This is a genomic window from Pseudomonas germanica (assembly GCF_019614655.1).
Taxonomy (GTDB): Bacteria; Pseudomonadota; Gammaproteobacteria; order Pseudomonadales; family Pseudomonadaceae; genus Aquipseudomonas; species Aquipseudomonas neuropathica.
This window is the reverse complement of sequence record NZ_CP071586.1, coordinates 5,162,174-5,179,532: the sequence shown is the minus strand read 5'-3', so window position 1 is coordinate 5,179,532 and position 17,359 is coordinate 5,162,174. Positions and strand designations below refer to the sequence as shown.

Genomic DNA, 17,359 nt, shown 5'->3' with positions numbered 1-17,359 from the left:
CACCGTTAAGTTGATGCTGCCACGGCGCCTGCCGAATAAGTGTTTGCTGAGTCAAAACCTGTAGCGGGGCGGGCTACCCCACCTGATCCAGATCGAAGTTGGTTGTTGGGCCGCCACCGCTCGCACTCCACCATTGGCCCGCCTGTTCGTTGTAAGTGGCCCGCATCCGCTGGGTAAGCTCTTGCAGGTCCTTGGGCATGGCATCATCGTTGGAGGGCTTAGGCAAAGGCATACGGACTTTCCAGAGCTGCCCACCGACCTGGAAGGAGAACATCTGCCCCTTGGGCAAGCTCACGATGTGAGCGGGCTCGATCAACGGCACGCTGGTGCTGCTGACGCGATCCTGCGAAGACGATGTGAAGTCTGTGTTGGCGTCGGGATCGGAGGTGTCGGTGGCACCGGACACCAGCGTTTTCGTAAGTACATTCACCATAGGCAACTGCTTGGTGAGTAACTCCGCGGTAGCGGTTTCACGCACGCGTAGCATCTGCAGGGTGTTGAAATTGCCGATCACCTGGCCGGCCTTGGCCCGGTTACCGATTCGCGCTTCGATGTCGCTGAGGGTTTGGGTGTAGGCCGTCACCTGAATGCCGGCACCGCCACCCTTGTTGATCAGCGGAATGAACTCATCGCCCATCAACTCGTTGAACTCATCAGCGTGCAGGTTGATCGGCAGCTTCTCACTGCTGCTGCCCGATGCGGGCAGGCCGTGATCAATGCCATGTTTGTAGATGTGGCCCGCGACCGAGACCAAGTCGGCGAACATGGAGTTGCCCACGGCGGCAGCCACCTCGGCATCGGTCAGTGCATCGAGGCCGACATAAACGATGCCGCGTTTTCGGATGACTTGCATCCAGTCGAAGATCGGCCGTGGATCATCCAGATCGGTGTAGTTGGGGGCTAGTAACTGGGCGGTCTTACCGGTGGTAAGTTTCTCCAGCAGCGGTAGAAGCGAGGCAACAATTTTGTCGAAGTAGGTGCGGTCATAACGCACCGCCGAACGCAATCCGTCCATTACTGGATCAAACACCCGTTTCGCCGCCAGGTATTGCTCGATGGCCACCACCCGCTTTTCGCGTCCCACCATGTGCCGGGGAATGTTCTTCTCGGTGAGCTTGCCTTCAAGCTGAACGATCACCTCCCACGCCTTCGGGTCGGTCTTAGCGAAAAACTGCTGGGCGTACTCAATGAACAGTGCGTCGATGTTCACCACATGCCGTTGGATCTGCAGGTAGTCCGGACGCCGGCCTAACTCGATCAGGGCGCGGGCGATGATGTTGACGAAACGCCAGGCAAACTCGCGAAAGGCCGCGGAGTTACCTTCGCCGCTGAGCTGCCCGGCGATGCGTGACGCCACTTCCGAGATGCGCCCGAAGCGTCCCACCGCATTGTATCGAGCGGAGATCTCCGGCCAGCCCAGATGGAAAACATAAAACTCCTTATCCCGACCGGCTCGTTTGGCTTCGACATACATCCGCTTGAGCAAGTCAGCATCGCCTTTCGGATCGAAGACAATCACTACCTCGTGTTCGACGCGGTGTATGTCCTGGGTGATATACACCTCGGCGAGCCGCGTCTTGCCGACACGGGTCGTGCCCAGCACCAGTGTGTGTCCGACCCGTTCGCCCAGCGGCAGACTGGCTTCCATTTCGTCGGGCTCGACCCCATGCAACAGCGGCGAGCCACCTACCGGGGGCAAAGGGCGCAACGGATTGAAGGCACTGTCCCAAGCCGTGACTCGGGCCAATGTCGAGAGCGGAAACGGTGCATGTTCCAGGCGTCGTTCGAGTCCACGGGCCAGACGGTAGCTGGTCGGTTGGTCGACATAGTGGGCGACCGCCGGATCCTGGGCCTCGACCAAGCGCTGGGTGTGTAGACGGGTCCAGCGAAAGCCGCGACCCATGAACAAACGCTTACGGTTAACCGGAATCTGCCGACTGGTCAGTTCGTAGCGGGGCAGCCGGCGGATATTTCGTCGATAGCGCAACACCTCCCAGGCTTGTCGTAGGCGGATCAGGCCGAACAGGGCATAGGCCAGCGCCGCAACCTGCCCGATCTCGGGTGACAGGGCCACGGCCCAGGGCGAGGACATGCACAGCATTGCGGCCGCGATGCAGATCGCTACGGTGTACAGCTCCACCGCTGGCCGGAGCTTGGATTCCATCGCATGCTCGGCCATGACCTGGACTCACTGTTCCAGTGAGGTGGCAGTGATCAAGACGGGGTAGTGCTCGATCTGCAAGCGGGTGGCGATGTCGTTACCGTTGATCGGCAGGATGGTGAGGTTCGGAGCGGCTGTTCGAATCCGCGCCAAAGCTTCGGTGTCGGCCACTTCGACGGCGAGGCCGGCCGCGCCCATTTCGTGCAGTTCGGCCGCGCGTTGACGCAACCAAGCCAGTGACTGGGGATCCTCACCTACCAGGAAAAATGGCCGTAAGCCCGGCATGTTCAGGGCGCGAGACGTGATTTGGCCAGGGCTCAAGTGAGAGCTGCGGACGGGTAGTGTCCAGGCTTCATCGGCAAAAGTGGACAGGTCCGCATGCATGGCCCGATTAGGCTGGATCTCGTTGTTTATTGGCGGCCTGGCGACCTGAAAATGGAGGCGGGTGAAGTCGCTAGGCTGATCCTCGGCTACGGTCAGTTCCGGCTGGGCGAAAGTAGCCAAGAGCAGGATGAAATAGCAGATAAGGGGTATTCGCTTCATGGTGGTGTGCCCTGTTTGAAGGAAACCTGCAGTCGTTCGAGTTGGCGGGAAAAGCCGGCGCGGTAACGCGCGGCCGGCGTTCCTCCTGCCGGGCGGTGATATCGGCCGGCAGCTGACACCCAATCACCGGTAGCGGCGTGATGCTCCTGCAACAGCGCGGCAGTCACGGCGAGATTTCGGTAGGGATCGAGGGCTTCGCAAGGATTGGGAAAACGTTGTCCGTGGTAACCCAGGTTGGTTTGTCCAAGACCGACATCAACCCGCTTGGCGTCATGTCGGACGAGTGCTTGAAGCAAGGCGTGACAGGCGGCCGCTCGTGTGGCGAATCGGTAAGGTATTCCTCCGATGTTCAGGGTCCAGGGCCAGGGCAGCAGTTGATCACGGACGCGGATACCACTCTCCTGCAGCGCAATCGCGAACAGCACCTTTGAAGGGATGCTGGCGTCATGCGCCGCTAGTTGATAGGCAGGCGGCGGAAGTTCGTCAGCCTGGGCTGCGAGCATCGTCAGCATGAGCGCAAGTCCACTCAGTCTAAGCGTTGCCATTGTCCGTTCACCTGTTGAAATGTGGCGGGCAATGGCCCCGCAGCACCCAGGCTGAACCAGCGACCTCGGTCATGGTTCAGGGTAATCTGCCGGCGCTGAACCTTGGCCGGATTGATGTCCGCTTGCCGAGCCCAGCGACGGACGCGTTCATCCTCGCCCTGGCTGCCCACCATGTAAATATCAAACGCCGTATCACTGCTTTGCAGACGCTGCGCTTCAGCGGTGCACGCTGGGCAATGGTCCTCGACAAACAGAGCTTGGCGCGGCTCTACCGATGAGCTGGCAGGGGACGGGGATGCCATACCCTGGATCGGCAACAGCCCCGGAAACAGCTTGGCCCAGGCCGCGGTGTAAGCATTTTGGTAGGCCAACTCGCGCTCGGCACGTTTGGCTTCCAGCGCTACCTGCAATTCGGCATAGCGCTGACGCTCCTGGTCGTTCTCTGCTTCGACACCGAGTGCAGTCAGCGGATCGAGATTCGGGCTCCAGTAACCACGCGGACCGGTTTGGATCTGTTTGAAGCGTGTCCACTCCTGCTCCGTCAGGCCCCAGCTTGCCGCCTGTTCTGAGTGCGAACGCTCCAGCGGAGCAGGCTGCGTGTCCTGGGTCCGTGGCGGTGTCGTGACAGGGTTACCCATCGCAGCGCCCGTGCTAAGCAATGAAACGAGACAGACGACAGGGGACAGTAGCGCTCGGTTCATGATCGTTTCTCAAGGGAGTTGCACGGTCTGGTCTGGCTGAGTGGGCACCGTGAAGATGGCCGCGTTCGGCTCCAGCGCCTTCAGCTGCCATGTGCCGAGCTGCTCGCCGTTGTGCAGCAACCGGATATCTGTGAGCGAGCGACTATCAGGAGGTGAGACGGCCAGAAAGCGCTCGCCACCGCGGGATTCAACACCCAGCACTGAGAATGGCGGCGAGAGCGGGGCAGGCTTAGCGCGAGCGGCTTTTTTCGGCTTGGCTGAGGAGGGCGTCGGTGATGGGAGTGATGACTGGGGCTTGAGGTCCAGGAGTCGCTGCTCAACGTTCTCAAGTCGTGCGCGTAGCACGATCATATCGGCTGCGGTGGCACGGTCTGCCAGACCGTCGCGTAGCTCCTGAATCTCTTGCGCCCATTGATCCAACATCGGATCGAGGGTATTGGCCTGTTGCTCACCGGTATCGGCCATCTGCTTCAGGTCTTTCAGTGCGTACTGCAGCTTCTCCTGTGCATCCATGAGGGTGCTTGAATCACGTTGCAGGGTATCCAGGGTCTGTAAGCGTTGGGCGTTCGCATTTTCCAGCTCGGTCACGCGTTGATACTGGTTATACAAGCCACCACTCAGCCCGGAGACCGCCAGACAAAGGGAGCCGACAATGAGAGTTTGAAATGTCGAGGCTTTCATGGGCGTGCCTCCGACTGATGGGACGAGGTTGGTGTGACCTGCACGTTGCCAGCGTCATTTTTCTCCCGTTCGAAGCAGACCGAACGGCTGACCTCATCGGTCGTGAGTTGCCAGGCGGGGCCAGCCAGTACCTGCAGTGCGCTGCGTAATGGGATCGGGCCGAGCCGGTAATGGGCTGCGGGCAGAGGCCGGGTGAAAAGTATTTCTACTGGTTCGGCAGCAGGGCAGAGCGAATAACCCGAGCGCTGCAGCACGTAGTGCATCGCCTCCTGTACCGAGGGATTCAGGTTGGACGGAATGCTCACGTCAATGATTTGAGTGAGAAGATCATGTTGTTCTGTGGTGGGCTCGGTGCTGACCAGCGTATAGCGGCCATAGCGGAGCTCTGACGGATGGCTTTCGTCGGCCGGGCTCCTCGATAACTGGGGCCGATTGGAGCCACCGTCAATCTCTGCATTAGTCGGCAATGGGTTTGGTATTTGCGCGGTGCAGGCACTCAGCAAGCCCAGCAGGCAGACAGGCGTGAAAAAACGCTCCATGGAAAAAACCTCATGTCAGATTCAGTGCAGAACCTGACATGAGGTGAACGAGCCAATCAGTGAGAAAGTTGATTCAAGGCGAGTCGCGTTAACGCTGAAGGCATTGCTACTCATCAAAAATGGCTAGCCCATCCAAGACGGCAGCGTCGGGGTCGAAGATCAACAACCTCACATCCGCCAATGCCGCCAGATACAGTACGTTGACCAAGGCCTCCGGCGTACCGGCGTCGAGCTGCTCTTGTCTCAGCGACGAGTAAGGATTGCCCTCGATCTGCACCAAGTTATCGTCGGTCCAGGGCGTGCCGATCAGCTTACATCCGACGCCATTGCAGTCTGGCAGGGCAAAGGGTTCAAACAGCAGTCCTGTTGGCTTGGAGACGGCATTGCCAACCCGGCTTTCCAAGTGGTGCAGTGCTTCGTCAGTGAGGTGTGCGGTACTGATCTCCCAGGCTCGACTGTAGTGTCCTGTGTCGAAGTTCAAACGATGGACCATGGCTTGGGCTTCTTCCAGGGAGTACAGGTCTCCGACATGATGTCGCTCGTTGAGCATTTCGCCAGTCACGGCATAGATCACTTGCCGCACCAGTCCGGTGGACTGGAAGCGTTCATCCAATTCATCCGGAATGGACTGACCCTCGCTGATCAGAGCCACGTCGTCATTGAACAGGCAGGGAAACAGTTCTAACGCATCATCGGGCAGATAGGCTTGTGCGTCGTGTACGGTGCGAAAGCAGGGAGGGCAGTCATTTGCGTAGGTGATCTGTAGCAGTCGTTCGATATGCAGCTTGTCGTAGCCGCGAGCAAATGGATTCGAGGTTTCCGGCAGAGCTAAGGGTTGGGATGTTGGGTTCATGAGGATTCTCCAGAAGGGAAATGAATAAGGCGTCCGAAGAAGCCTTTGGGGGGTTAAAGCCAGCCATGCTCGGCAAGGGAGAGAGGACGACCTTCACCGACGATGAAGTGATCCAATAAGTGCACTTCGATCAAGTCCAAGGCCTCTTTCAACCGTGCGGTCAAGGCGCGATCCGCCAGGCTGGGTTCCGTGCAACCGGAGGGGTGGTTGTGAACGACAATGGCAGCTGCCGCGTTATGTGCTAGGGAGCGCTTGACGACTTGGCGCGGGTAGACACTGGCGCCATCGATGCTTCCGTGAAAGAGGATCTCGAATGCCAGAGCGCGATGGCGGGCATCGAGAAAAATCACACTGAAAACCTCATGTTCTTGGGGGGCAACATACAGTTTTAGGTATGAGGCCACGGCGTCAGGTGACGTCAGGCTGGGGCCGCGGGTGAACAGCCGATGATCCAGAATGTGCAGCGCTTCGTCGATCAGCTGGTTTTCCTGGGCGATACGATCAGCCTCGACATCCGAGGCTTCAATCAGGGTGAGCTGGGTGTTCATGAGGTACCTCCGAAGGGAACAATCCGGGGGTACACACCCGAGGGGAGTGGTGTCCCCGAGGTGGATATAGAGTCACGGGCATTGCCCGATGACGCGCTGTTTACAGCCGAGTGAATCGGTGGCGTTGTCCGTGCAGTTGTGAATCACAACCGTCGCAGGGCAATGGGGAGAAGGTTCTTATCCCCTGGCCGGTTTCGGGATCGAAGTCGGCACTGATGGGCATTAATCGAACCAGTTCCTGATGGAGACCGGCGATGCGTTTCTCGATCTCATCCGTCGTGTAGTAGAGCGATAATGTGCTGTAGTCCTCGTAAGCCGCAGCGAACAGGCAGTCTTCGCAAAGCCAGAAGGATTCCATGTTGGTTCTCCTGTGCTGACTGAAGAAAAGGCGCTCGATTGAGCGCCTTGATGTAAAACATCGTGAATTGTTCAGGCGGACTGAACAGTACGTGTGGCGACACGGCGGGGAGTGCGTGGAGATTCAGGTTCAGTCCTGGACTCTGTTGGGTTGTCGGTATCCTCAGCTTCGGCATCAGCCGACGTTGGGGATGGCTCACTGTTTGGCGCTTGCTCAGCAGGTGCTGTTGCCTCCTGCCTGGCAGGCGCTTTGTATTCGTACGTGCCGTTGACCTTGATCCAGTCGATGTACAGCAGACGACCTTTCAGGCTGGCCCCCGGCAGGCCTTGTTTATCGCCTTTCTCATAGAGAAATGGGTCAATCCACAGGTCGCCGATACGGAACGACAGCAAGACCTTTTTCTCGGCTTTGACGGCGTCCATATAGAGACGAATTAAGCGTTCAGCTTCACCTCCAGCGACTTTGCAGTCGAAGCGGGTGTACTCGACCGCATCGGTTGCACCGTGCAGGGCGGCGATATCGCAGGCCATGAACGGCTGGCCGCGGCGGACTTGTACTTCACGAACACGGTTGAGGTAGCCGATACCGACGGTGTGCAGATTGAAGTAAGCGGTAGCTTCTTGGGATTGGTTGGCGTGGGCCATGATGGTTCTCCTTTCGAGGGAAAACGGCGACGCACAACCCCTGACGGGGAAGTGAGCCCCGTCAGGGTGGGTTAAGGTGAAGGCAAGCGATTACGACACGCCACCGGCAGCCGATGACAAACAGAACGACGCGCCTAGGGAATAGCGGTGCAGCAGAAGAGAGTCCGCAGCAGTGGTCTGCGGACCTAGGGTAGTGGGCATTCATCACCGCTGAAGCGGTAATCGTGCGAACCTCCGAACGCTGATCGCACTTGGGTAAACCACCACAAGCGTGGCGTAGCCTTGAGGGTTCTGGCTACCTGGGCTGTCAACGACAGCGAACTACGCCTTTTGTATAAGCCCGACAAAGGAGAACGTCAAGGCGTTGCAATCCGCTTTTTTTAGACCAGAACACAGTGGCAGTGATTGGAATGAAAAAGCGAGAAGTTGACCAGTCGGACATTTTTAAGGAGGCAAAATTTGATAGTTTGAGCGCACCTGACCAGATGCAGTGTCTCAGCGTTTTGTGATCCGAAATGGAAATCCGATGGTCATGGACTATCCAGATTCCCGGCCTCATGCCAATCTGATAAAGACCTCCGCCCGTACGAGGTCGGGCTGATCGTTGATTTGAGGTAAGGGCCGCATGAAAAGAGTAAAGCTGGATCGGATCAATCGGGCCATCCTCGAGAATCTGCAAAATAACGCACGGATCAGCAATCTAGAGTTGGCCGAAAAGATTAACCTCTCTCCTAGCGCCTGTCTGCAAAGGACTAAGGCGCTGGAGGATGCAGGGTATATACGGGCGTACATGGCCTCGATTGACATTGATGCAATCTGCATCAACGTTATGGCATATGTCATGTTCAGTCTGCGTGATCACGCGGGACATTTGCGTCTTCAATTCGAGCGTTTCATCGCCAAGCGCCGTGAGCTGGTTGACTGCCTGAAGGTAGACGGTGAGTTTGATTACATCGCCCTAGCGACATGTTCGACAGTGACGGACTTCAACGCACTCTGTGAGCAGCTTCTGGATGAAAATCCCAACATTCTCAAAATCAGCAGCAGTATCATCCTCGATAAAACCAAATGGTTTGCAGGCTATCCTTTGGAGAACCTGATGTGGCGTGAATGATCACACGCATTCTGCATAATCTGCGGTAAGGGCGGTGGCATCCCGCAGCATGTTCAATGCTGACCGGTTATCTCGATTTTTTGCACTGTCTTCTTTGCGGACAATGGTGGTTTTATCCTGAGGGAGAACAGCCATGTCTACACCTACGTACGTCACACTAGAAACTGTTCTGGGATGTTTTACCGTCGAGTTGCATGGTGAGCAGGCACCGCTGAGCACTGCTAACTTTCTAGCCTATGTTGACAGCGGCCGCTATGACGGCAGCAGCTTTTTTCGCATCGTCAGTCCGTCTAATCAACAACCTGAAGACCCGGTGCGCATTAGTGTTATTCACGGTGGCACGCGACCATTGGACCCAAATAATTTTCCGATGATCGAACTCGAAAGCACTCTGCAAACTGGGCTGACACACCGTCACGGGACCTTGTCGTTAGGGCGTGACGGTCCCAACAGTGCTGAAGGCGATTTTTTCATTTGCCTGGGGGACCAGCCGCATTTCGATCATGGAGGTGCTCGCCATCTCGATGGCTTGGGGTTCGCGGTGTTTGGGCAAGTTTGCACAGGCATGGAAGTAGTTGAGGCGATCTGGGCATGTGCTGGAGAGCAGGAGTATTTGCCTCCTGAGGGCGAGATCGCGATTGTGCGTGCTTACCGCCAACAGCGAGGTGTGTGATGGATCGCTATGGGCGTGTACGGGCCGTCATGGCGACTCATCAGTTCGACGCTTTTTTATTGCCTCGAAGTGATATCTATCTGAATGAGGACCTTCAGCCTGCCGACGAACGCTTGCTCTGGCTGAGCGGTTTCAGTGGCAGCGTGGGACTGGCGGTGTTGACACAAAAGAGTGCCGCGCTACTGATCGATGGCCGCTATACGGAGCAGGCCCGCCAGGAGTGCGGAGGGCAACTCGATACGCTGACGCTGGACGATGTAAGTCTATTCAGCTGGCTGCGTGAACAGCTTCATCCCGGTGCCACCGTTGCCTGTGATGCTAGGTTGCACAGCATCGATGAGTATACCCGTTGGCAGTTCATGGCTACGCAATCGGGTTTCATCTGGCAAGACACTCTCGAAAATCCAGTGGATGAATGCTGGTCGGATCGTCCCACGGTGTCGGCCAGCCCGGTGGTTGCCTGGGCACTTGAATATGCCGGTGCTGCTGTTGAAGACAAACTCGGGCAACTCACTGACAAATTGCGCGAATCACAGTGTGATGCTTTGTGGCTGCCTTCGCCGGATATGTTGGCCTGGCTGTTGAATGTGCGCGGACAGGACATTGCTATTGCGCCATTACCGTTCAGCTTCGGGATGTTATACGCCGATGGCAAGCTTGATTGGTTTATTGATGCAGCCCGACTCCAACTGCCTGAAGGATGGTTGCCAGAGGAGGTGACGATACGCCCACCGCAGATGCTGAATACACTCATTCAACACCTCGTTGACGTCGGTTGCCGGCGGGTATTGATTGATCGTCGTAGCTGCACGGCAGCTGTCTACCGCTTGTTCGAGTCAGCAGGCTGTTCAATTTCTGATGGGCCGAACCCTCTGCTTTTGCTACGGGCCTGTAAGCAAGCGGCCGAACTGCAAGGCAGTCGTGAAGCGCATCGTATCGATGGGCTTGCGCTGTGCCGGTTTCTTTACGAGTTCTACCACCGATGCGAAAGGTTTCTCGGGCAGAGCGAGTTATCAGTAGTCGAGTCTCTAGAACGCTGGCGCAACTTGCACTCCGATTACCGCGGCGTGAGTTTCGAGACCATTGCTGCTACCGGCGCCAATGGTGCGCAGCCGCATTACCTGCCCAAACCAGGGCGGGCCGCAAAACTGAAAAGAGGGGAGCTACTGCTTATCGATTCCGGTGGCCAATACCCGCAAGGCACCACCGACGTAACCCGGGTGTTGGCGTGCAGTTCCCCCACCGCAAGGCAGCAGCTTCTCTATACCACTGTATTGCGCGCACATGTTGCCTTGGCAACTTGCATTTTTCCCAAAGGAACCAGTGGTCAACAACTCGATAGCGTTGCGCGTCAGGTGATGTGGCGTGAAGGTCTGGACTATGCCCATGGCACGGGGCATGGAGTCGGCAGCTACCTGCATGTGCATGAAGGACCTCACAGAATTGCAACCCACGTCAGTGCGGTGCCTCTTCAAGTAGGGATGGTGACATCCATTGAGCCAGGCGTTTATTTGCCCGGTGAGCTAGGTATTCGTATCGAGAATCTCTATGAAGTGGTTGGAGTCGAGAAACATCCCGGTTTTCTTGGCTTCCGCGTTTTGACCTTAGCCCCGCTGGCCAATGAACTGATTGAGCGTGGAATGCTGAGTCAGGTCGAGGCACAGTGGGTTGATGACTATCAACGCAGTGTCTGGGTTGCCTTGGCTCCGGATCTGGAGCCGGAAGTCGCAGGATGGTTGCTGAGGCAAGTCCCACCGAACAACCTGCAGTTTCGTGCTGAATAACCGTTGAAAATTTTCGCTGGCCCCCGCAAAAGCGCAGTTAGATTTCCCGGCGGGCTGGCAAGATATTTCCAGCGTTTGCGAGCGCCTCATAGCAATTCTAATAATCAGTTTGCCTTCTGCTTATCGTGGAAGATCAGACATTGCCAGTATAGGGGCGAGCATGAGCAGCACAGAAAAAGCAATTCCTGACGGGTATGATCGCAGACCCGTCCCCCAGTCTGAAACAGTTTCCGGAACCGGACTGGCGCTCATTACTTTCGGGATTGGAATGACCTTGCCAGTGTTCTGGCTAGGCGCTGATGTGACTCAGAAAGTCGGCTTCTCCACCGCATCGCTGGTTTTTGTCGGAGTATGCGCAGTGCTTGGGTTGCTCTGTGCATTGACCGCGTTGGTCGGTGTGCGGACACGGCTAAGTACCTACATGATTCTCCAGTTTTCCTTCGGTCGCCATGGTGCAAAGCTCATCAACCTGACCATGGCCGTCACGTTGCTGGGGTTCTATGCCGCTACGGTAGATATCTTCGGCAGCACCATATCCAGCGCCTTGCAGAGCGCCTGGGGTCTAGGCACACCTGCGTGGGTCCACTGTATATGGGGCAGCGTTCTGATGACACTCATGGCCATTTACGGATTGCGTGGCCTGGATCGTTTGTCAATTTACTCGGTGCCGCTAATGGCGCTGTTCATACTGTTTGCGCTTTATCTAGGGTTGCAGCGGGCGTCGTCGGGCCAACTGGCGGGATTCATGGGGGCTGGTGATAGCCTCGCACTGGCCATCGCCAGCACTATTGGCATGGTCATTCTCACACCGGTACTGATGCCGGATTTCACCCGCTATGCCCGTACGGAAAAAGATGCGTTGATCGCCATCCTTGGTATGGCCGTAGGCTTTCCCTTCGTGCTGATCATCGGCGGTTTGCTGTCGATCATCACCAATCAAACCGAAATCATGCTGATCATGGCAAGTCTGGGCGTATTGTTGCCGGCCCTGACGGTACTGGTGTTCTCCACTTGGATTACCAACACCGCTAATCTTTATTCCGCGACGCTAACACTGGCGACGATTAGCCGTACCGCAAGCTGGAAATTGACGGTAGGCGGAAGTCTGCTCGCGACTGCACTGGCGGTGGGTGGATTCATGACGCATTTCCTGGATTTCGTCATGGCGTTGAGCATCGTGATTCCACCATTGGCGAGCATATATGTGACGGACTTTTTCCTGATGCGTCGCCAACGCTATGACGTCGAGGCTTTGATGCAATCAGCAGCGTTTGGCTGGCCTGCGCTGTTCAGTTGGGCATTAGCCAGCGGTGTCGCTTGGATGACATCCTTTGAAGGCTGGACATTGACTTCGCAACCCACGCTAGATTCGCTGCTGGTAGCCCTCGTGGCGTACCTGACGCTTTGCCGGTTGCGCCCCGTTTCTGCGTCCCTGTTATCTCGTTAGCAAACTCGCCCCTTAAGCCAACCCTGTGACCCGGGATTCGTCCCGAGCGAAGCCGTGCCCATCTTTCAGTGAATACCCTAACAAGAAAGTTTTAGACAGGCTCGTCTTGTCCTTTTTCTGCCAACCGTAACGCATAAAAAAACCTAAAAGTTCAGGAGCAGATCCTTTGAAAATCATTCGATTCGTGTTGTTGGCGGTATTGGCATTCGGCAGTGCTGCTCATGCAGAAGTCTCCAGTACGCTTGCATTGACCTCCGAATATCAAACCCGCGGCATCGGTTATTCCGGTAAAAAACCAGCCTTGAGCATGAGTCTGGACTGGACCGCCGAAAGCGGTGCATTTGTTGGCACCTGGGTTTCCAGCACCGATAGCTATAAGAACGGCGATCCCTATGACGATGGGGCGAATGTCGAGGTCGATCTCTACGGTGGCTATAACGGTCAGTTGGAAAACGGGCTGCGTTATGGCGTGATTGGCTACTACTATTATTTCCCGTCGACTAACTACAACATCGACTATCCAGAAGTTGGATTCAGCCTCGGCTACGGCAACTTCAATGCCTATTACTACTACTCCAACGATTTGATCAGTTCGTCCAAGGCGTCCCGCTACGTGGCGGCTGATTACACCTTCAATCTTCCGTTGCAAATCGATCTGACATTCTTGGCCGGACACTCCTACGGTGAGTATTTCCGCGACAGTGAGGTCACTGGCGGCCACGAATACACAAACTGGGAGATCGCTCTGAAACGCAGCTTTGGCCCGGTGAATACGAAATTGAGCTGGGTCGACACTGACTTGTCGGGCCGCTTTGCCAACAGTGGTGAATACCTACGTAACGACGGACGATTGATATTCGCCATTTCTCACACGTTCTGATGCCCCAGGAACCGGCAGGCTCGCTTGTCGGTTTGATTTGAATGTTACGCCGGAGGACCTATGACCATTCGTGTGGCTACCGATATCGGTGGCACTTTTACTGATCTTGTTTACCTAGAGAACGGCGTGATCCATGCGGTTAAGGTCGACACCACGCCGCCTGATTTCGAACAAGGCTTGCTCAATGCCGTTGCAAAAAGCGGTGTCAGTTATGCCGACATAGCATTTTTTGCCCACGGCTCCACTGTGGTGATCAATACGTTGACTGAGCGCAAAGGCGTTAAAACAGCCTTGCTCACCACCCGTGGATTCCGTGACGTGCTAGAGATCGCTCGTGGCAACACGCCGGATATATTCAACGCCTACTACCGCAAGCCGCCACCTTTCGTCCCGCGTCATCTACGTCTCGAGATTTGTGAACGCTTGAATTATCGCGGCGAGGTGATCACCGAGCTGGATTTGAAAACCCTGCCGACAATGCTCGATACCTTACGCGAGGAGGGCGTTGAAGCTATTGCGATCTGCCTGCTGCATGCCTATTGCAACCCGGTGCATGAGCAACAGTTGATGACCGCCGTGAAACAACTCTGGCCGCAGGTCGCGGTGATCGCGTCACATCAGGTCAGCCGTGCCCTACGTGAGTACGAGCGTAGCAATACCACTGTGTTATCGGCCTATGTCATGCCCGCTACTCGGGACTATCTGGATAACCTGTCCAGGCATCTGTCAGACAGTGGCCTCCAACCTGTTCCGTTCATCATGAAATCCAACGGCGGAATCTCTCCAGTCAACGCCGCCAAGCAGGACCCGATCAGCCTGGTGGAGTCCGGCCCGGTCGGTGGCATCCTTGGGGCTCAGGCGTACGGCCAGTTGATTGGCGAAAACCAATTGTTGGCACTGGATATCGGCGGTACCACTGCCAAGTGTTCTCTCATTCATCAGGGCCAAGTGGAAATCAGCAACGATTACGTCATTGAGAAAACGGCTGTCAGTGCCGGTTATCCGATCATGACTCCGGTGGTTGATATCGTTGAAATCGGTAACGGCGGAGGCAGTCTGGCCTGGATCGATGCAGCGGGCAGCTTGCGGGTGGGACCTCAAAGTGCCGGTTCGACTCCTGGCCCTGTTGCCTATGGACGAGGTGGGGTGGCGCCAACTACAACGGATGCCAATCTTTATACCGGTCGGATCAATCCGAACGACTTTGCAGGTGGGGAAATCACGCCGGATACCTGCGCCGTGGAGAGGGCTTTTGCTCAACTGGGCGAACGGATCGGTGTATCACCCAAGCTCCTGGCGCACGGTGTACTACAGATTGCCAACGCCAACATGGTCAACGCACTCAAGCTGATTTCGGTGAATCGTGGTCACGATCCGCGCGACTTCGCCTTAATGGCCTTCGGTGGCGGCGGCGCACTGCATGCCTGTGCTCTGGCTGCTGAGTTGGGGATTCCGAAAGTCATCATTCCGCCATTCGCCGGAGTCTTTTCTGCCTGGGGCATGCTGATGCTCGACTCACGTCGCGATTACATCCAAACCCATCTTCAACGGCTCGACGACGAGAGCTTGCAGCATCTGGTCGAAGCCTTCGCCACGCTCCAGGCAAAGGCTGAAGCAGAATTTGATAACGATGGAATGTCTCGCGAAAAGCTTCGTTTCGAATGGCACATTGACGCGCGATACGCCGGACAGGAACACACCGTCAAGGTCGCCCTCGAGGAGCCGCATTTACTGCCGATACTTGAGCGTTTTCACGCTCGACACGAGCAGGCTTATACCTTCCGTCTGGACTTGCCTGTGGAGATAGTCAACCTCCATCTGGTGGCGTTTGGCTCTGTACCTAAAACACCTATGGCCCCCATCGGCGTGAGTACTTCGGGTACTGCCGAAAACGCACTGAGTGGAAGACGCTGGGTCGAGTTCGAACCTGAACAATCGATTAAAACACCCCTCTACCAGCGCACAGCCTTGCTCAGTGGCATGCAGATAAATGGCCCGGCGATCATAGAAGAAGCAACCACGACCACGGTGGTTCGTCCGGGTGATCGGCTTGAGGTCGATATATACGGCGGCCTTCATATCCACATCAATGTGCAGGAGGTTCTGGCATGAATAACGCCAACCCGTTTACACGCGAGATCATCAAAAACGCCCTGGTTGCTATCGGCGAAGAGATGTTCATTGCTCTCAAGCGCACCAGCATGAGCCCGATCATTTATGAGGCGCTGGATTACGGCATCGGCCTCACCGATGCACGTGGGCAACTGATTTCACAAGGCAACGGTATCCCGGGCTTCATCGGCACGCTGGACGGTGCAGTGCGCAGCGTGATGGAAAAATTCCCTCCGGCTGACATTCTTCCGGGCGATATGTTTATTACCAATGACCCATACGGCGGCGGCGGGACGCATCTTTCCGACGTGTCGATGATCATGCCGGTGTTCCATGAGGAGCGATTAATAGCCTGGACCGCCAACAAGGCACACTGGACTGAGGTCGGCGGGAAAGACCCTGGCAGCTTCAGCTCCGACGCGACAGAGATCTATCAGGAAGGTTTGCAGTTTCCTACTGTAAGGATCTATGACCGGGGGCGCATCAATCAGGCCGTGGTAGACATGATTGCGGCCAATGTACGCTTGCCAGACATGACCCTTGGCGATTTGCATGCCTGCGCCGCCGCCTTGCGCGTAGGGGAGCGTCGACTTCTGTCGATCGTGGCTAAATACGGTGAAGAAACCACTCTTGATGCCATCGAACGGTTGCTGGAACACGGTGAAGCGATGGTGTTGGCGGCATTTGAGAGTCTTCCTAAGGGGACCTTTCATGCCGAAGATGTCATTGATGAGGATGGTCTAGGCAACGGACCGTTCACGGTAAAGGTCAAGGTGGAAATAGGTGAGGGCCGCTTCATTGCTGACTTCACCGGCTCAAGCCTGCAGGCACAAGGGCCGATCAACAATACTTTGTGCGGTCTTCAGTCCGCCGTGCGTGAAGTGTTTATGGGGGTCGTCCGGCCAGGGATTCCAGCTAATGCCGGGTGCTTCCGCCCAATCGAAGTGATCTGCCCTCCCGGCACTATCTGCACGGCTCAGCGCCCGGCGCCGGTGTCAGCGTACTTCGAGTCGATGGTTGCGGCCGCCGATGTGTTGCGCCGGGCACTGGCGCAATTGCTGCCGGATCGCTTGATCGCCGGGCAACTTGGTTCCGTATGCTCAATGGTCCTGAACGGTCGGCATTCTATTACCAATGACGAATATCTATTGGTCCAGCCATTGGTAGGCGGTTGGGGAGCGGGCCATGACAAGGATGGGGAGAGCGGTCAGTTTTGCGTCGGTAACGGTGAAACCAGCAACATTCCGGTAGAGCTGACGGAGCGCTGTTACGAAGTGCTGGTCGAGCGGTATGGATTTCATCACGAAGAGGGTGGGGCGGGTCGTCACAGTGGCGGAAGAGGCGTGATGCTCGATTATCGAATCTTGTCACCCAAGGCATGGGTCTCGACATTTTTCGGGCGAGGTTCTACTCCGCCATGGGGGGTTGATGAGGGGCAGGAAGGCTCATGCAATTTTGCTGAGGTCGTTCGTATACAAGGGAAGACCGAGCGATTCAGTAGAGCCAATCGTGTGGCGCTTCAAAAAGGGGATTTGTTGCGTCTGGTCACCGCCAACGGCGGTGGCTGGGGCCCGGCTCATAGACGGAGCCTTGAGGCGATCCAGGACGATATTAAAAATGAGTACATCTCGGTTGAACAAGCCTGGCGGTACTATCCCCAACAAATGTCTTTGGCAGCAAACAAACGGGCAGATCTTTAAGTTTCACACAGTCTAGGTTGGCCTGGACGTGTTCTTGTTCCTTGTATGGAACTGTCACCGGGAAGTTTCAAGGCGC

At 56.3% G+C, this 17,359-nt stretch carries 18 protein-coding genes; 7 read left to right on the top strand and 11 right to left on the bottom strand.

Going from position 1 to position 17,359, the window contains the following annotated elements; all coding sequences use genetic code 11:
• Window positions 1–73: 73 nt before the first annotated feature.
• The 10 genes from traD to J0G10_RS22855 form a co-directional block, all read right to left on the bottom strand.
• Complete coding sequence (traD, locus tag J0G10_RS22900; protein ID WP_220556814.1) at window positions 74–2,179, bottom strand: type IV conjugative transfer system coupling protein TraD; 2,106 nt, start codon at window positions 2,177–2,179, stop codon at window positions 74–76.
• 9 nt (window positions 2,180–2,188) lie between these two features.
• Complete coding sequence (locus J0G10_RS22895; protein WP_220556813.1) at window positions 2,189–2,704, bottom strand: integrating conjugative element protein; 516 nt, start codon at window positions 2,702–2,704, stop codon at window positions 2,189–2,191.
• Entirely contained in the window at window positions 2,701–3,249 is a 549-nt protein-coding gene (locus J0G10_RS22890) for a lysozyme family protein (RefSeq protein WP_220556812.1), read from the bottom strand. Before J0G10_RS22890 ends, J0G10_RS22895 begins: the two co-directional genes overlap by 4 nt.
• The gene (locus J0G10_RS22885) at window positions 3,231–3,950 is read right to left on the bottom strand and encodes a TIGR03759 family integrating conjugative element protein (protein WP_220556811.1); all 720 of its coding nucleotides are present in this window, start codon (window positions 3,948–3,950) and stop codon (window positions 3,231–3,233) included. Before J0G10_RS22885 ends, J0G10_RS22890 begins: the two co-directional genes overlap by 19 nt.
• A 9-nt stretch (window positions 3,951–3,959) precedes the next feature.
• The gene (locus tag J0G10_RS22880; protein WP_220556810.1) at window positions 3,960–4,631 is read right to left on the bottom strand and encodes a DUF2570 domain-containing protein; all 672 of its coding nucleotides are present in this window, start codon (window positions 4,629–4,631) and stop codon (window positions 3,960–3,962) included.
• Window positions 4,628–5,170, bottom strand: coding sequence for a PFGI-1 class ICE element type IV pilus protein PilL2 (gene pilL2 / locus J0G10_RS22875; protein WP_220556809.1), 543 nt, complete (start codon window positions 5,168–5,170; stop codon window positions 4,628–4,630). The genes J0G10_RS22880 and pilL2 overlap by 4 nt, the downstream gene beginning before the upstream one ends.
• A 106-nt stretch (window positions 5,171–5,276) precedes the next feature.
• Window positions 5,277–6,023 (bottom strand): DUF5983 family protein, encoded by a 747-nt coding sequence (locus J0G10_RS22870; protein ID WP_220556808.1) that lies wholly within the window; start codon window positions 6,021–6,023, stop codon window positions 5,277–5,279.
• A 53-nt stretch (window positions 6,024–6,076) separates the two neighbouring features.
• Window positions 6,077–6,571: a RadC family protein gene (gene radC / locus J0G10_RS22865; protein WP_220556807.1), complete on the bottom strand. Its 495-nt coding sequence runs from the start codon at window positions 6,569–6,571 to the stop codon at window positions 6,077–6,079.
• Between the two features lie 100 nt (window positions 6,572–6,671).
• Entirely contained in the window at window positions 6,672–6,929 is a 258-nt protein-coding gene (locus J0G10_RS22860; protein WP_220556806.1) for a hypothetical protein, read from the bottom strand.
• A 71-nt stretch (window positions 6,930–7,000) separates the two neighbouring features.
• A complete protein-coding gene (locus J0G10_RS22855; RefSeq protein ID WP_220556805.1) occupies window positions 7,001–7,573 on the bottom strand; it encodes an STY4534 family ICE replication protein in 573 nt (190 codons plus the stop codon).
• A gap of 625 nt (window positions 7,574–8,198) precedes the next feature.
• Here J0G10_RS22855 and J0G10_RS22850 point away from each other — a divergent pair.
• On the top strand, window positions 8,199–8,687 hold the full coding sequence (locus J0G10_RS22850; RefSeq protein WP_220556804.1) for an Lrp/AsnC family transcriptional regulator: 489 nt from the start codon (window positions 8,199–8,201) through the stop codon (window positions 8,685–8,687).
• Here the strand turns inward: J0G10_RS22850 and J0G10_RS30160 are convergent, their stop codons facing one another.
• Complete coding sequence (locus tag J0G10_RS30160) at window positions 8,688–8,822, bottom strand: hypothetical protein (protein ID WP_281062454.1); 135 nt, start codon at window positions 8,820–8,822, stop codon at window positions 8,688–8,690.
• Here J0G10_RS30160 and J0G10_RS22845 point away from each other — a divergent pair.
• The 6 genes from J0G10_RS22845 to J0G10_RS22820 all read left to right on the top strand — a co-directional run bounded on the left by J0G10_RS22845 (window position 8,821) and on the right by J0G10_RS22820 (window position 17,283).
• Window positions 8,821–9,360 carry a peptidylprolyl isomerase gene (locus tag J0G10_RS22845; protein WP_220556803.1) on the top strand — a complete coding sequence of 180 codons (540 nt, stop codon included), beginning with the start codon at window positions 8,821–8,823 and terminating at the stop codon, window positions 9,358–9,360. The genes J0G10_RS30160 and J0G10_RS22845 overlap by 2 nt on opposite strands.
• Window positions 9,360–11,144 carry an aminopeptidase P family protein gene (locus J0G10_RS22840; RefSeq protein ID WP_220556802.1) on the top strand — a complete coding sequence of 595 codons (1,785 nt, stop codon included), beginning with the start codon at window positions 9,360–9,362 and terminating at the stop codon, window positions 11,142–11,144. The genes J0G10_RS22845 and J0G10_RS22840 overlap by 1 nt, the downstream gene beginning before the upstream one ends.
• A gap of 160 nt (window positions 11,145–11,304) precedes the next feature.
• Window positions 11,305–12,591: a purine-cytosine permease family protein gene (locus tag J0G10_RS22835; protein WP_220556801.1), complete on the top strand. Its 1,287-nt coding sequence runs from the start codon at window positions 11,305–11,307 to the stop codon at window positions 12,589–12,591.
• A gap of 166 nt (window positions 12,592–12,757) precedes the next feature.
• Entirely contained in the window at window positions 12,758–13,471 is a 714-nt protein-coding gene (locus J0G10_RS22830; RefSeq protein ID WP_220556800.1) for a TorF family putative porin, read from the top strand.
• A gap of 60 nt (window positions 13,472–13,531) precedes the next feature.
• The gene (locus J0G10_RS22825) at window positions 13,532–15,583 is read left to right on the top strand and encodes a hydantoinase/oxoprolinase family protein (protein WP_220556799.1); all 2,052 of its coding nucleotides are present in this window, start codon (window positions 13,532–13,534) and stop codon (window positions 15,581–15,583) included.
• Window positions 15,580–17,283 carry a hydantoinase B/oxoprolinase family protein gene (locus tag J0G10_RS22820; protein WP_220556798.1) on the top strand — a complete coding sequence of 568 codons (1,704 nt, stop codon included), beginning with the start codon at window positions 15,580–15,582 and terminating at the stop codon, window positions 17,281–17,283. Before J0G10_RS22825 ends, J0G10_RS22820 begins: the two co-directional genes overlap by 4 nt.
• Window positions 17,284–17,359 lie beyond the last annotated feature (76 nt).